The 15,569-nt window shown below is 46.0% G+C and carries 11 protein-coding genes and 1 tRNA gene; 7 read left to right on the top strand and 5 right to left on the bottom strand.

Features of this window, described 5'->3' with window-relative positions; translation table 11 throughout:
- Positions 1-22 precede the first annotated feature (22 nt).
- Entirely contained in the window at positions 23-1,360 is a 1,338-nt protein-coding gene (locus RIG68_RS14160) for a dihydroorotase (RefSeq protein ID WP_350123337.1), read from the bottom strand.
- 58 nt (positions 1,361-1,418) lie between these two features.
- On the opposite strand from RIG68_RS14160, the gene RIG68_RS14155 reads away from it, so the two are divergent.
- A complete protein-coding gene (locus tag RIG68_RS14155) occupies positions 1,419-2,744 on the top strand; it encodes a DEAD/DEAH box helicase (protein ID WP_350123334.1) in 1,326 nt (441 codons plus the stop codon).
- 403 nt (positions 2,745-3,147) lie between these two features.
- Positions 3,148-3,552, top strand: a complete 405-nt coding sequence (locus tag RIG68_RS14150) for a hypothetical protein (RefSeq protein ID WP_350123331.1) — start codon at positions 3,148-3,150, stop codon at positions 3,550-3,552.
- On the opposite strand, the gene RIG68_RS14145 is transcribed toward RIG68_RS14150, so the two are convergent.
- On the bottom strand, positions 3,539-5,026 hold the full coding sequence (locus tag RIG68_RS14145) for a M28 family peptidase (RefSeq protein ID WP_350123328.1): 1,488 nt from the start codon (positions 5,024-5,026) through the stop codon (positions 3,539-3,541). The genes RIG68_RS14150 and RIG68_RS14145 overlap by 14 nt on opposite strands.
- 164 nt (positions 5,027-5,190) lie before the next feature.
- On the opposite strand from RIG68_RS14145, the gene gcvP reads away from it, so the two are divergent.
- Together gcvP and RIG68_RS14135 are read left to right on the top strand one after the other, a co-directional pair.
- Complete coding sequence (gene gcvP, locus RIG68_RS14140; protein WP_350123325.1) at positions 5,191-8,091, top strand: aminomethyl-transferring glycine dehydrogenase; 2,901 nt, start codon at positions 5,191-5,193, stop codon at positions 8,089-8,091.
- Between the two features lie 184 nt (positions 8,092-8,275).
- The gene (locus tag RIG68_RS14135) at positions 8,276-9,163 is read left to right on the top strand and encodes a nucleotidyltransferase-like protein (RefSeq protein ID WP_350072532.1); all 888 of its coding nucleotides are present in this window, start codon (positions 8,276-8,278) and stop codon (positions 9,161-9,163) included.
- 7 nt (positions 9,164-9,170) lie between these two features.
- On the opposite strand, the gene asnB is transcribed toward RIG68_RS14135, so the two are convergent.
- Positions 9,171-11,072: an asparagine synthase (glutamine-hydrolyzing) gene (gene asnB / locus RIG68_RS14130; RefSeq protein ID WP_350123322.1), complete on the bottom strand. Its 1,902-nt coding sequence runs from the start codon at positions 11,070-11,072 to the stop codon at positions 9,171-9,173.
- A 73-nt stretch (positions 11,073-11,145) separates the two neighbouring features.
- On the opposite strand from asnB, the gene RIG68_RS14125 reads away from it, so the two are divergent.
- From RIG68_RS14125 to RIG68_RS14115, 3 genes are all read left to right on the top strand, one after another.
- On the top strand, positions 11,146-11,619 hold the full coding sequence (locus RIG68_RS14125; RefSeq protein ID WP_350123319.1) for a C40 family peptidase: 474 nt from the start codon (positions 11,146-11,148) through the stop codon (positions 11,617-11,619).
- A gap of 96 nt (positions 11,620-11,715) precedes the next feature.
- Positions 11,716-11,789 (top strand) — tRNA-Ala (locus RIG68_RS14120).
- Between the two features lie 221 nt (positions 11,790-12,010).
- Positions 12,011-13,468, top strand: coding sequence for a hypothetical protein (locus tag RIG68_RS14115; protein ID WP_339784317.1), 1,458 nt, complete (start codon positions 12,011-12,013; stop codon positions 13,466-13,468).
- Here RIG68_RS14115 and RIG68_RS14110 read toward each other — a convergent pair.
- Together RIG68_RS14110 and amaB are read right to left on the bottom strand one after the other, a co-directional pair.
- The gene (locus RIG68_RS14110) at positions 13,465-13,884 is read right to left on the bottom strand and encodes a response regulator (RefSeq protein WP_226940619.1); all 420 of its coding nucleotides are present in this window, start codon (positions 13,882-13,884) and stop codon (positions 13,465-13,467) included. The genes RIG68_RS14115 and RIG68_RS14110 overlap by 4 nt on opposite strands.
- Before the next feature lie 82 nt (positions 13,885-13,966).
- Positions 13,967-15,523 carry an L-piperidine-6-carboxylate dehydrogenase gene (gene amaB, locus RIG68_RS14105; protein ID WP_350123316.1) on the bottom strand — a complete coding sequence of 519 codons (1,557 nt, stop codon included), beginning with the start codon at positions 15,521-15,523 and terminating at the stop codon, positions 13,967-13,969.
- Positions 15,524-15,569: the final 46 nt, after the last annotated feature.

Below are 15,569 nucleotides of genomic sequence, written 5' to 3'. Positions count from 1 at the left end.
ATTCATCAATTTTGCAAAGCACTTAGTCCCTTGTAAATAATAATCTTTCACCTTTTTTAGTTTCATCCAATTGGCCTTTGTGATAGGCTCTGTGCCCCGAAACAAGGACAGTGTCAATTTTTGAATGAAAAATTTGCCCTTCAAAAGGCGACCATCCACATTTGGCCAGGATATTTGATTTCTCCACCATCCAGGTTGAGCTAGTATCGGCAATCACCAAATCAGCAAAATAGCCCTCTCTGATAAAGCCCCTCTTTTCTATTTGAAACAAAATAGCTGGGTTGTGGCACATTTTTTCCACCAGCCGCTCCATGCTTATTTTACCCTCCCGGTGCTTTTCAAGCATGGCCACGAGCGAATGTTGAATCAACGGCCCCCCGGAAGGTGCATTGAAATAACTATTTTGTTTCTCTTCCCAGGTGTGGGGCGCATGATCAGTAGCCACCACGTCGATTCTGTCTTCCAACAAAGCTTTCCATATCTGTTCCCTGTCGCTTGCCTTTTTCACAGCCGGGTTCCACTTAATAAGTGTTCCTTTACTCGCATAGTCTTCATCCGAAAACCAAAGGTGGTGAACGCATGCCTCAGCCGTTATCCTTTTTTTTGCCAGAGGAATTGAATTGTCGAATAGCGCCGTTTCCTTTCCCGTAGAAATATGCAGGATGTGTAGCTTGGTGCCGTGCTTCTTTGCCAAGCCAACTGCCATGGATGAAGAGAGATAGCAAGCTTCTTCACTCCGAATGAGAGGGTGGCATTCAATAGGCACATCTTCACCATACTTATTCCTGAATATTTCGGTGTTAGCTTTGATAGTGGCTTCGTCTTCGCAGTGCGTGGCTATGAGCATGTCTACCTTGCTGAAAAGTCCTTCCAGCACCTTCTCATTGTCTACCAACATATTACCTGTGGAAGAACCCATGAACACCTTGACGCCGCACACATTCTTTTGATTTGTTTTCAATACTTCCTCCAGGTTGTCGTTGCTGGCTCCCATGAAAAAAGAGTAGTTAGCCAGAGATGTTTGCCGGGCAATTTCATATTTGTCCTCCAGCAGCTGCTGAGTCAATGCATTGGGCACTGTGTTCGGCATTTCCATAAATGATGTGACTCCGCCGGCCACAGCCGCCCTGGCCTCTGTATAAATGGTAGCCTTATGAGTGAGTCCCGGCTCACGAAAATGCACCTGGTCATCGATTACCCCAGGCAACAGGTATTTGCCGTCGGCATCTATCACCTCGTCAGCGTCATCGGTCAGGTGCGAACCTATCTTTTCGATATACTGCCCCTTCACCAACACATCTGCGGCACGTACCTTGCCTTCGTTCACTATATTTGCATTTACAATCAGCTTCGTCTTCATAGGATGGACTATTTGATGTGCAAATTTACATTTATATACCCAAACAGGGGGCTCTGGCATGATAGATAACAAAAATTTTATGGAGGAGTCGGCTGGCTTCGAATCGTTCAAGCTGAATAAGCAGCTCCTGAACGCTATCGCCGATTTGGGTTATAAATCGCCCACTCCTATTCAGGCCAAGGCCATTCCTGTGGCGAACGCAGGCCACGACCTCTTCGGAATAGCGCAGACGGGCACGGGCAAAACAGCGGCCTACCTGATTCCCATTCTATTGAAAATCAAGTATGCGCAAGGCAACGACCCGAGAGCACTCATTCTGGCACCCACCCGGGAGCTTGTAATGCAAATCGAGGAGAATGCCCGAAAGCTGGCTACCTACACCGACCTTCGGGTAGTGGGCCTCTATGGGGGAAAAGGGCCAAAGCTTCAGATCGAAGAGTTGAAAAAAGGTGTGGACTTGATCGTGGCCACCCCCGGTCGGTTCACCGAGCTTTATCACGCAGAGGCAATTCATCCACGCCAAATTAAAACACTCGTGCTGGATGAAGCTGACCGAATGATGGACATGGGCTTTATGCCGCAGATAAGGAAGATACTGGAGGTGATTCCCGTCAAGAGGCAAAACATGTTGTTTTCTGCCACCATGCCCGAAAAAGTAGTGAAGCTCTCAGAGGAGTTTCTGGAGTTTCCTCAAACAGTTGAAGTAGCCCCTCAGTCGAGTACGCTCGAAACAATTGAACAGCGGGTGTATCTCATACCTAACTTCAAGACGAAGATTCACATGCTCAACTGGTTTCTGCATCAAACAGAAGCCATCGACAAAGTCATCATATTCACCAAAACAAAAGACACTGCCAACAACCTTTATAAATTTATACACCGAAAAATCAATCCATCTGTAAAGGTGATTCATGGCAACAAAGACCAGAATGCCAGAATCAACTCTTTTGAGGCCTTTAAAGCTGGCGACAGCAAAATCCTGGTAGCTACGGATGTGAGCTCACGAGGCCTCGACGTGAGCATGGTGAGCCATGTTATCAATTTTGATGTGCCTGTGCTGTACGAAGATTATGTGCACAGGATAGGACGAACAGGGCGAATTTACAAGGCAGGCTCAGCCTGGACTTTTGTTAACCCTGCTGAAGAATATCACCTTCGAAAAATAGAAGAGCTTATCCGAAAACAAATTCCCGTACACCGCTTGCCGAAAGATTTGATCATTGAAGAAACCCCTTTCGAAGAGCAGCAAGACATGGCCAGGGAAGTGGATCATCAGAAAAGAAAAGATGACCCGGATTTCAAAGGTGCCTTTCATGACAAGAAGCATCCGAAAGGTCAATTTAAGAAGCCAACACCCAAAAAGAACAAAAGGAAAAAACGTTGATCTGTGAATCTACAGAATTCATCGAAGAATTTGGGTGGTTCATCTAATCGAAAATTTTGTTTGAGGTGAAAAGCATACATTTGATACAGAAAGATGGATAAGTCTTTCTTTCCATAGCTGGTTGAAAAGATCTTGGGGGATGTGGCTTTGCCGATCCCTCAAGTTGTTTCTAGACCACACTAAAAAGGCCCTTGAACTGAAGTTCAAGGGCCTTTTTCTTTTTTGGTGCACTAAGTGATCCTAAGTAACGGGTGTGGCGAAGGGGGCCGTTTAATCGAGAAAACACCAATATGCACAAACTTAAAGTTATAGCTAACGAGTAGGTCAACAGACTATGGAAAAGAGTAATTAGTTGACTATATTTAGTCAGTGTGCATTCAATTTCAGCTTTTTAAAAATTTGCATGGGTACCCCTATCTATAAAATATTACAGTATATCAATGAAAATGATGGTGTTGTGCCGTCCGGACAGTTGGTAGCTTTCGCTAAGGAAATTAAACTCGATTTTTCTGAATTCAGTAGAATAATGGATGATCTCAAAGCCAATGGATTAATTAAAGATGCTGGCATAGATTTCAAAGAGCAAAACGGAGATATTTTGTTCTCTGGAAGAATGCCTGAGTTTATTTACTTAACAGCCGACGGTAAGGCTCTTGTAGCAGCCACAAAAAACAAGACGTCCACCAAAGTCAAAACGAATCTCAGCCAACCATTACTGCAAAACATCTTTTACCCAGTGCTTGCCACCATTTTAGGGGGCATTTTACTCTTCTTCATCATGAAAATGCTTGGACTCAATCCAACCTAATCCGCTCCTCCCTGTTCGCCACTTCCCAGGCTGTAAAGAAAACCAGCTTTGTGATAGCGGTCATCTTGTCGAACGCTATTTTCTCGATCGTGTCTGTGGGACGGTGGTAATCAGCGTGCACACCATTAAAATAGAAAATGATCGGCACGTTGTTCTTGGCGAAGTTGTAGTGGTCGGAGCGATAATAGAACCTGTTCGGATCGTTCTCATCATTATAGGTATAGTCCAGCGCAAGGTTGGTGTAATCTTTATTGGCCTTTTCGGAAAGCAGATGCAGGTCTTGCGACAACTTGTCCGAACCGATCACATAGATATAATTCTCATTGTCTAAATGAGCATCATCTACCCTGCCTATCATGTCGATGTTCAAATTGACAACGGTTTGGCTGAGCGGCAGCGCCGGATGATCAGTATAGTATTCCGACCCTAGAAGGCCTTTCTCCTCACCTGTCACTGTCATAAATAAAATGCTTCTCCGGGGGCCATTTCCTTTCTTTTTTGCCTCGCTAAATGCTTGCGCAATTTCCAACACGGCACTCGTGCCCGATCCGTCATCGTCAGCGCCATGGTAGATAACACCATCTCTTTTTCCAAGGTGGTCGTAGTGGGCCGTTACCACCAGCACCTCCGCCTTCTTATCCGTTCCCTCAAGAAATCCGAGTACGTTTTCTGTCATTACCTCTTCAGTAGTTCTTTCTGCCTTGAAGCTAATGCTGGCCTTTGGAGCCTCTGGGCCAGCGGCACTCTTCATGAGTTCGTCAACAGGCGAGCCAAAGACAGCCTTTGCCGCATCGGGGGAAACAATAAAAACAAAAGGGCCTTCACTACTGCTACGACCTTCGCTACTGAGGCCTAGTCGTGAGGCAGTAATGTAATTTTTGTACCGATCAACGGCGGCCTTGAACTGAGTATCCGACTCGCCACCAAAAACAACAAAGCCTTTAATGTCAGCGTCTGCAAACTGCATGCTTATGGCTCGCCATGACCTGCCGTCCTCTGCTCGCACAGCAACAATTTTATTCTTAAAAGCCCCACTCTGGATGACGCCAGCCGCCTGTGCCAAATCTCCGATAAAAACGACTTCAGCGGTTACTTCTTCAGCAGTACTGGCAGCCCCAAAATATAACATATCGGTTCCGTTCTCCAGTTTGGTGCCACCTGCCCTTACGTAAACATCGGTCCATTGAGATTTTTGCAGAGGGAAACGCTGAAAGTAAGATTTTGAATCCGCTTCAGGCACAATTGGCTGTAGTCCGTACTGCTTGAACTGGCCTGCAATAAAAGCTGCTGCTTTTCGCTGACCTTCTGTGGCAGTTTCCCTACCCTCCAGGCTGTCGGAAGTTAAGACTTCGAGACGGGCATAAAGGTCTTCCTTGGTGATGGTCTTCGAGGTTTTTATCGCCTTTTTATCCTGAGCAAACGCTGCACAGCTAATAACCACGGCGAGCACAAGTAATGAAAATTTCTGAATCATGATTGCTTTGGGTTAACCGGGGCAATTTTATTCTTTTCGTGTAAACCTCCCACACCAATTCCACATTTTATTTGAAAACCGGAACAAAATATCTTCACATTAAATTATACCTTTGCAGTCAGAAATAAGGTTCATATCACTACACATTTTCAGGGGGTAACTTAATGAAGATCAACGTTAACCAAAGGGTTAGTTTTGAGAGTCGCCATCACGGCAAAGATGATCAAGAGCTGGCCACAATGCTTCAAACTGTTGGAGTGTCGTCTATTGATGAATTAATTGACCAAACTGTTCCAAAAAAGATACGGCTGGAGCGGCCGCTGCAACTTCCGACGCCAAGAAATGAATATCAGTTCCTGAACGAGTTCAAGCAACTTGCAGCAGGTAACAAGGTGTTCAAGAGCTATATCGGGATGGGTTACCACAACTGCGTGGTGCCTGCAGTTATCCAGCGAAATATCCTTGAAAACCCAGGCTGGTACACAGCCTACACCCCCTACCAGGCAGAGATCGCTCAGGGGCGTTTGGAAGCACTTATCAACTTCCAAACCGTGGTATCTGATTTGACAGGTATGGAAATCGCCAACGCCTCCTTACTCGACGAAGGCACAGCCGCCGCCGAAGCCATGACTATGCTGCATGAGCTAAGGAAAAAATCGAGAAAAGACGCTCACAAATTCTTTGTGGATGAAAACACCTTTCCACAAACCATTGACCTACTTGTCACAAGGGCTGAGCCTTTAAACATCGAGCTGGTTATTGCTCCTTTTTCTTCTTTCGACGTCACCGACACTTCGTTCTACGGTGCTTTGCTTCAGTATCCGGATGCCAACGGCGAGGTAAAAGACCTGAAGCCTTTCATAGCCTCAGCTAAGGAGAGCGACCTCATGATTGCTGTAGCTGCTGACCTTTTGAGCCTCACTCTGTTGACTTCTCCGGGAGAAATGGGTGCTGACGTGGTAGTCGGAAACAGCCAGCGCTTTGGCGTTCCGATGGGTTACGGCGGGCCGCATGCCGCCTTCTTTGCTACAAAAGACGAATACAAAAGACAGATACCCGGAAGAATCATCGGAGTATCAGTTGATAAGGAAGGCAACAAAGCTTACCGAATGGCTCTCCAAACCAGAGAGCAACACATTAGAAGAGAAAAAGCTACTTCCAATATTTGCACGGCACAGGTGCTTCTGGCCGTTATGGCTGGCATGTATGCCGTGTATCACGGCCCACATGGCCTGAAAGAAATCGCCGCAAGAGTTAATGGTTTGGCGAGACTACTGAATGCTGGTCTGGCTCACCTTGGTTTCAAGCAGCTGAATGCCGAGTTTTTTGACACACTTAAAGTAGAGGCGGCCGGGAAAAAAGAAGCGATCAAGTCCCTCGCTGAATCCAAGGGGGTAAACCTTAGGTACTTCTCTTCCGATCATGTTGGTATCTCGCTGGACGAAACCACTCAGCTTGAAGACCTGAAAGTCGTTTTCTCAATTTTTAGCGAAATAGCAGGCAAACCAACTTCCGGATTTGACCTTGAGGGCCAGTCGAGCAGTGTGGATGTCAGCTTCTCTTCGCCTCTGGAACGCAAAAGCGACTATCTGACTCATCAGATTTTCAATGTGCACCACACGGAGCACGAGCTGCTTCGCTACATGAAATGGCTTGAAAACAAGGATCTTTCTCTGGTGCATTCCATGATTTCCCTTGGCTCGTGCACAATGAAGCTTAATGCCACATCGGAAATGATTCCGGTAACGTGGGCCGAGTTTGGGAACATTCACCCATTTGCTCCGGCAAGCCAGGTAAAAGGCTATCAGCAGCTGGTAAACGAGCTTTCGGACTGGCTAAAAGAGATCACTGGCTTTGCGGCAGTTTCTTTGCAACCAAATTCTGGCGCACAGGGAGAGTATGCCGGTTTAATGGTAATAAGGGCTTATCATCAGAACAGGGGCGACAACCACCGCAACGTGGCGCTTATTCCTTCGTCAGCGCATGGCACCAACCCAGCCAGTGCAGTAATGGCAGGTATGCAAGTGGTGATCGTAGCTTGCGACGAAAAAGGAAATATCGACCTCAACGACCTTCAAACCAAAGCCGAAAAACACAAAGACAATCTGTCGGCGCTGATGGTTACTTATCCGTCCACTCACGGTGTGTTTGAAGAGGAAATCATAGATATCTGTGACATTATCCATCAAAATGGTGGACAGGTGTACATGGACGGCGCTAACATGAATGCCCAGGTTGGTTTGACCAGCCCGGCACGCATTGGCGCCGACGTTTGCCACCTCAACCTCCACAAGACATTTTGTATCCCTCACGGCGGCGGCGGACCCGGCATGGGGCCGATTGGTGTTGGGGCTCACCTGGCCCCCTTCCTTCCCGGCAACCCGGTAGTAAAGGCAGGCGGAGACAAAGCCATTACCTCCATTTCATCGGCACCCTACGGTAGCGCCAGCATCCTCACCATATCGTACGCTTACATTGCTATGATGGGAAGTGAAGGATTGACCAACGCAACGAAAATGGCGATTCTTAACGCCAACTATATCAAGGAGCGATTGAAGGGCGATTACAAAATTCTTTACACCGGAAAAAATGGCCGGTGCGCTCACGAAATGATTGTGGATTGCAGAGAGTTTAAGCAGTTTGGAGTGGAAGTGGAAGACCTCGCAAAAAGGCTGATGGACTACGGCTTCCATGCGCCTACCATGTCGTTCCCGGTGCCCGGTACCATGATGATTGAACCAACAGAGAGTGAGTCAATTATTGAGCTGGACAGGTTCTGCAATGCAATGCTCAGCATAAGGGAAGAAGTGAGGGAAGTAGAAAAAGGTCTGGCAGACCGTGAGATCAACGTGCTGAAAAATGCGCCACACACCCAGAAAGTAGCACTGGCCGAAGCATGGCAGCTACCGTACAGCAGGGAAAAGGCAGTATTTCCACTTGAATATGTCAAAAACAGCAAATTCTGGCCAAGCGTGAGCAGGATTGACAACGCCTATGGCGATAGAAACCTTTTCTGCAGCTGCATTCCAATTTCAGAGTTTTCGGAAACTCTGGCAGAAGCCTAAGGAACGGAAAAGGGAGTTAATCGCTCCCTTTTTTCATTTGGCAGGTCAATTGAAAACAAGGAGCAGTTGCCGAAAAAAGCTAAAAATTGTGTAATCTTGTTAGCCTGTTAATGTCAAGCATATTTTTTATAGTGCCTTCATTGAAGGGTAACATATTGTTGAAATACTAATCTCAGTAAAGATTATGGCGTCTCAAAAGGATCTTTTAGAAAAATGGTCCAGCCGCATAAAGGCAGAAAAACTTGATGAAACAATTGCAGTAGTTAAGAACGCCCTGGCTGGCTATAAAAGATTCCCAAAATCTGTTAGAGTAGCCTACTACCTCCATGGCTCTCACCTCAATGGCACCAATACTCAATACAATACCCCGGTTGACGTAGCGATTGAGCTGACCTCAATAACAGGCTCCAGCAAAAGCAACGAAGACCCTTTTGCAGGAAAAGGCCTTAGCTACAAAAGCTTCAGAGAAAACATCCTTGAAAGCATGCAAAATGCTTTTGGCGAAGGGTCGGTGCAGGATGGAGACAACGCCATTCATATCATTGGCTCTCCTAATCGCCTCCCCGTCAATGTGCTGGTATGCTTCAAATACAAGCTGTTTATCAAGCACGGAAGAGATGAAGTAGAAAAACTGGGTGTGGCGTTTTACACGAAAAAAGGGAAAGAGCTCATCATTAATTTTCCAAAGCAGCACAATGCTTACGAGGCAGTGAAGGAAAGCGGCTCACAGGGCCAGTTTCTTGCTACCGTAAGGGTTTTCAAAAACATCAGAGACCGGCTGGTGCAGATGGGCCATATGGACGAGAACAGAACTCCATCCTATTTCCTCGAAAGCTTTATCTGCAATGCCCCTACTGGCATGTTCACCAAAGACTATATTTCTTCCATCGCCAACTTGCTAGACTTCTGGAAGAAAAATGCCTGGAGGAATTATATCACCATTGACGGCTTCAGGTCTCTTTGGGGCGACTCACCGCAATCGTGGAATGTTGAGGATGCAAAGTTCTTTTTGGAAGCCATTCGCAAAGTGGGCAAAGACCCCGCTTTCTGGCAGTCAGGCACTGATGCTTGATTGACTCTTATTTGAAGTAATTCTCCCACCATTTCTGAAAAACATATAAGGCCCACGTGGTAGCATGCGCATCTCCCGGGTTGTTGCTGTGCAGTTGTTGCCTAAGCAAAACTAGCTGCTGAGGGCAGAAAATTCCCTGCTCGTTTAACTTATCTTCATTAAAAACAATGCTGTCCAGCGTGCTTTTCATCTCGTTTTGCATCCATTTTAGCAGGGGCACTTCAAAGCCTTTTTTGGGACGATTGTAAAGCTTCTGAGGAAGAAAATCTTTAAATGCATCCTGCAAAATCCTTTTCCTTGTGCCGTTGTGAATCTTAAAACTTTCGGGTAGCCCAAAAGCAAAGTCCACCACTCTGTGATCCAAAAATGGCACTCTTACTTCCAGCGCATTCGCCATCGACATCCGGTCAACCTTCGTCAGCATGTCGTCAGGCAATACTAGCTGGGTATCTGCCAAAAGAAAGCTGTTTAGCGAAGAGGATTTGTGCAGCGGAAGCAACCAATCTCCCTTATGTCCAAGGTAAGTATCCATAACAAGTTCTTCCTTTGCTGACTGGCTCAGGTAGCCCAGCGCCTGACTTTCTGCCATATAGCTGGCCCACCGCCAATACCTGTCTTCGGCAGATAGCTTAAGCCCTTCCCCGTATTTACTCAGCTGCCTTACCTTGTTTCCTAAAACCGACGACCTTGACGCAGGGAGACTTTTCCACAGTGGGAGTAGGCGCTTTGCCATGACATTCGAAAAACTCGAGTTAACGCTTTTTTGCCAGGCCAGGTGCTTGTTGTAGCCCCCAAAGAGCTCATCAGCTCCATCGCCGGAAAGCGCCACTGTTACGTGCTTTCTGGTCTCTTCACTAAGTATGTACACCGGCAATGCCGACGAGTCTGCAAATGGCTCGTCGATATAACTGATCATGCCATCCAAATGATTAAGCAGGTCATCGTTTGACAGCTTGAAAACATGGTGCTGAGTGTTGAAATGCCTGGCCACCAACTCAGCGTACTCCGTTTCATCAAAAAAAGGGTCGTCCTTGTATCCAATGGAGAAGGAATGAATGCCAGGATGCAGTTTCGAGGCAATGCCTGCAATGACAGAAGAGTCGGTACCTCCGCTAAGAAATGTGCCAAGAGGAACGTCCGCCACCAGCCTCTGTTTTACGGCACCGGTGAGAAGCTCCCTCAGCTCCCTTTGCTTGTCGGAATAGCTATGACGCCCAACAGTTCTACTTGCCTCGAATGGAACCTTGTACCACTGCTCAACCGTCACCTCATTCTTTTTACACTCGATGAAATGCCCAGGGGGTAACTTATGGACGCCTTTGAGGATAGTCAACGGAGCTGGAATATAATTGAGCTGAAGATACGTAAGCAACGATTCGAATGATAGCTCTTTCTGAATACCATAGCGCATAATGGCCTTCATTTCTGAGGCAAAAATCAGCTTGTCCTCGTCGTGGTAGTAATAAAGCGGCTTGATGCCCAACCTGTCTCTGGCGATAAATAGAGAGCCGTCAACTACATCAAATATGGCGAAAGAAAAAAAACCGTTCAGGTGGTTCAGTGCCTTTTTGCCAAATAATATATACAGCTGAAGAAGCACTTCGGTGTCACTTTCGGTTTGGAACGACACTCCTTTTTCCTGCAGGCCTTTCCTTAGCTGCTTGTAGTTAAATATTTCCCCGTTAAATACGATTTGATATCGGCCGGAGGCATCCGACATCGGCTGGTGAGCGCTTTCAGAGACGTCGATAATACTCAAACGACGGTGCCCCAGCCCAACAAAATGGTCGTAAAAGAGCCCCTGATTATCTGGCCCTCTTTTGGCGAGCGATTCAGTTGCGGCGGCCAGGTGAATCATATTGATCCGCCCGACCTCATTAAATGCCTTAATTCCTGTTATCCCGCACATTATTTGAGCCTCTTTTCAAATGTTTGTGTAATTTTAAAGTAATTCAACGGTTCTGAAAATTCGTCAGATAAATATGTCCAAGTTAAGGCCCTCTTTTGTTCTTTTCATTTTTTCCTTTCTTATTCTCACGGGCTGTGCTGGCTCCAAAAAATCCAGAGCAAAAAAGGTAGATGTCATTATTCAATCTGCCAGGTCATACACTGGAACCCCCTATAAATACGGCGGCACCACCCGGAGCGGCATCGACTGCTCAGGGCTAATTCTCCGTTCGTTCGAGTCAGCAAACATTCAGGTGCCCAGAACATCCAATGCGCAGAGCAAAATGGGCCGAAAAGTTTCGCTGAATGACCTGGAAGAAGGAGATCTCATTTTCTTCGCCATGGGCAAAAGGAAAAGAAAAATCACTCACGTTGGTATGGTGACTGACGTCAGGGGCAAAACCGACATCCGCTTTATTCATGCCTCAACAAAACTTGGCGTGATGGAAACGAACCTAAAATCCGACTATTATTGGAAAAGGATAGTGCAAGCCCGCCGACCTTTTTGAGAATACAATTTCTTTCCTATTTTTGCAGTCCCCAATTCAAGACTTCAGTGTGAGCCTGCTCGTTGCGGTTCGATATTTCTTCTTTGGTGTTTTAATGGGGCATTAGCTCAGCTGGCTAGAGCGCTTGCATGGCATGCAAGAGGTCATCGGTTCGACTCCGATATGCTCCACTTCGATATTTAACTCAAGAGGAAGGCGCAAGTCTTCCTTTTTTTGTCCATCTTCCTTTCTAATTGTGTTCACAATTACGCCAGCTATTACTTCAGTTCATTTTTTGGAACAAGAATCCACCTCATTTAGTAGTTTTTAGCGACTACACTGCTAATAAAATTGAAGCTTATAGCTAAACAATTGAAAAATAGGTATTTTAATTTCCAGAAACACGTAAGAGATGGCAAAGCTCAAGAACATTATCAAACAACTCTCCGATAAAGACTATCAGGCTATTTATAACAGCCTCAATGAAAGTGCGGCCGAAAAATCGGCCTCGTTGCTCAAGGGCATTAGAGAACGAAGCCTTGGCGACAACAAGATCATGGAGGAGTTGGGTGTCAACCCCAATGCGTACTATACGCTGCGCTCACGACTAAACCAGAAAATTGAAGAGTATCTGGTGGAGCAAATGGAAAACCCCCGTACTGATATTCTTAAAAAGGTAGCTAACGTGAACGACGTTGTGTTCACCAAGAAACGAGCCATTGCCCTTGCCACGCTAAAGAAACTGGAGAAAGAGCTAATAGACTACGATTTGTCGTCGGAGCTAACGGTCGTTTACAAATATCTCAAGCGCCTGCACATGCACTCGCCAGAGCAGTTTAGTTACTCTCAGCTCTATAACAAACACGTCGCCTTTATGCTTGCCACCGACAAGGCTGAAGATATTCTGGCAGATTATTTTAAAAATTATGGCGACTACTACCTTACCGGAGATGAGACGTCAAAGCTGGGACTTAGTTACTTGCTCAGAGAGCTTACCAATGTGAGTGCACTTCATGATTCGCACAGGCTATATGTGTACAAGTCGGCGGTAAATATTTTTCACAGACTTTTTGTGGACGACAAGGAAAGTGAACTTAATCAGGATGAAGAGGCTATTGAGGATGTTCTCAAAAAAGTAGAAAGCTACTTCTCGGTATATACCCTTGATTCTATCTACCACCATTTATCGCTTTTGTTCGACTACCTAAAACTGGAGTATTATACTCACTATCAACTTTATAAAAAGTCAGAAGAATTTTTCGATGAAGTGAACGATGCAGTGGCAACGCTTCTGATGAACTATCCCACGTTCACTTTTTCTTCTCAGCTGCTCATTACAAAGCTGCGAAGAAGCATCCGTCTGAAAATAGAGGACACGTTGGAAGAGGAGAACCAGCTTCAGTTTTCGGAATATGAGCCAAATCCTCTCAACGTACCCGCCTATATTACCTATGTCACTTACCGGGCCCTGAGCTGCTACTATGCCGGCAACTATGACGAGGCGGCTAAATGGATCAACAATTTTCTCAACGAAGTAAGTCTTAAGAAGTACCCGCTTGCCCAGCTTGAAATCAAATCGGTGCTGGCCCTGCAGTACTGTATGATGGGCGACTATGATTTATTCAGTCAGCTAATGAATAGCGTTCAAAGACAGGTGAGACTAATGGGCAAAGAAAACATTGACCACGTCGTTATCTTCAACAAGATTCTGAAAGTAGCTACCAGCGAAGCAAAAAAACAGAAGGCAGATAAGATTTCGGTATTGGCGAGGAAATTCAATTCCTCCAATATTTCAGTTTATGCGCCAACCACGCTCATTAGAATGGATGAAAAATTCATAAACGATCTCAGTTCTGTGTCCGTGGTCTAGAACTTTATCTTCTCGAGCGTATCCTGTGTCAGGGGTTTGTTGATATATTTTTTAACGTAGTTGTACTTCTTCGATTTGTTTACGTCCTGAGGGTTGATTGACGAAGTAAGCATAACGATATTGCAAATATCCTTCGTCTCCACTCTGAACTTTTCAAACTCATCCAAAAATTGGAATCCGTCCATCAGCGGCATATCGATGTCGAGAAAAATGATTTGAGGGAGAATGGAATGCCCTGCCGCACCAAGCTTTTCTATATTTCTTAAAAACTCTATGGCGCTCTTGGCACCGGTGTGCACATAAATATTTTCAGATAACGTTGATGCCTCAATCATCTTTTGATTGATCAAATTATCGATCTCATTGTCATCAATAAGCATCACTGCTTTGAATCTGGGGGCTACAGTCACTGCCATATTAAGTTATTAGTTGGTGCCATAGCCTGAGGTAAAAGGGCTAAGACACCAAATGTTACTAATTTTTTGGTAAAATACACTGCTAAAGATCAAATTTTATCCCTTGAGCCAAAGGTAATTTTGCGCTGTAGTTGATTGTGTTGGTCTGACGGCGCATATAGGCTTTCCATGCGTCGGAGCCCGACTCCCTGCCGCCACCTGTTTCTTTCTCTCCGCCGAAGGCTCCTCCTATTTCAGCTCCAGAGGTCCCAATGTTGACATTGGCGATGCCACAGTCACTTCCCGCCTGTGACAAAAACTGCTCCGCTTCCAGCAGATTATCTGTGAGAATTGCGGAAGAAAGGCCCTGGGGCACACCGTTTTGAAGAGTGATGGCATCAGCGACATCACCAGAATATTTAATCAAATACAAGATTGGAGCAAAGGTTTCGTGCTGAACAATTTTGAACGTATTCTTTACTTCGAAAATGGCTGGCTTCACGTAACAACCCGACTCATAGCCAGCGCCTGAAAGAACGCCACCTTCAACGATGGTTTTGCCACCTTCCTTTTCTACCTCTCTGATGGCGCTCAAGTAATTTTCAACGGCGAGTTTATCTATAAGCGGGCCAACATGATTTTTCTCACTCAGCGGATTCCCTATTTTCAGTTGAGAGTACGCCTTAGTCAACCTGGTCTTCATTTCATCAAAAATACTATCGTGCACAATGAGCCTTCTGGTGGTTGTGCATCTTTGCCCTGCGGTGCCCACAGCTCCAAACACGGCTGCGATAATAGCCACGTCCAAATTAGCATGCTGCGAAACAATGATGGCATTATTACCGCCTAGCTCCAGCAGAGACCTGCCTAGTCTTCTACCTACAGCTTCGCTCACCTTCTTGCCCATGCGGGTAGAGCCGGTGGCAGAAACCAAAGGCACTCTTGCGTCGTTGGAGAGAAGCTCGCCAATTTTATAGTCGCCGATAACGAGGCTGCTGATGCCTTCTGGTAAATTATTTCTTTCGAACACTTTCGCCGCTATCTTCTGACAGGCAATAGCTGTGATCGGGGTTTTTTCTGAAGGCTTCCAAACGCAGACATCGCCACATACCCAGGCCAACATAGTGTTCCAACTCCACACGGCCACTGGAAAATTGAAAGCCGAAATGATGCCTACAATACCCATTGGGTGCCACTGCTCATACATGCGGTGGCCAGGTCTTTCGGAATGCATACTCAATCCATACAGCTGACGAGAAAGGCCCACGGCAAAATCGCAGATGTCGATCATTTCCTGCACTTCACCATAACCCTCTTGCAAGGATTTACCCATTTCGTAGGAAACCAGTTTGCCAAGGTGCTCTTTATTTCTCCGCAGCTCGTCACCGATTTGCCTTACAATTTCTCCACGCTGAGGTGCTGGCACAAGTCTCCAACTTTTGAATGCCTCCTCAGCCTTTTTTATCACCTGCTCATAGGTTGCTGCCGTCGCAGACTCCACAGAGGCAATCAACATTCCGTCCGCCGGAGAAAAGCTTTCTATCACCTCTCCACCGGAGGCAATCCAGCTTTTGCCGGTTGAGGATCCGGCATTTTTATTTTCAATCCCAAGCTTTTCAATAGCTTCGGCAATTCCGTAAGTATCTTCAATTGTGACCATTTTTGAAATTATTAGGGGGTTAATGGAACCGCAAAATTGCTAACAT

Origin of the sequence: Imperialibacter sp., from assembly GCF_040222385.1 — a bacterium.
Taxonomy (GTDB): domain Bacteria; phylum Bacteroidota; class Bacteroidia; order Cytophagales; family Cyclobacteriaceae; genus Imperialibacter.
This window is presented reverse-complemented; position numbering and strand designations above follow the sequence as displayed.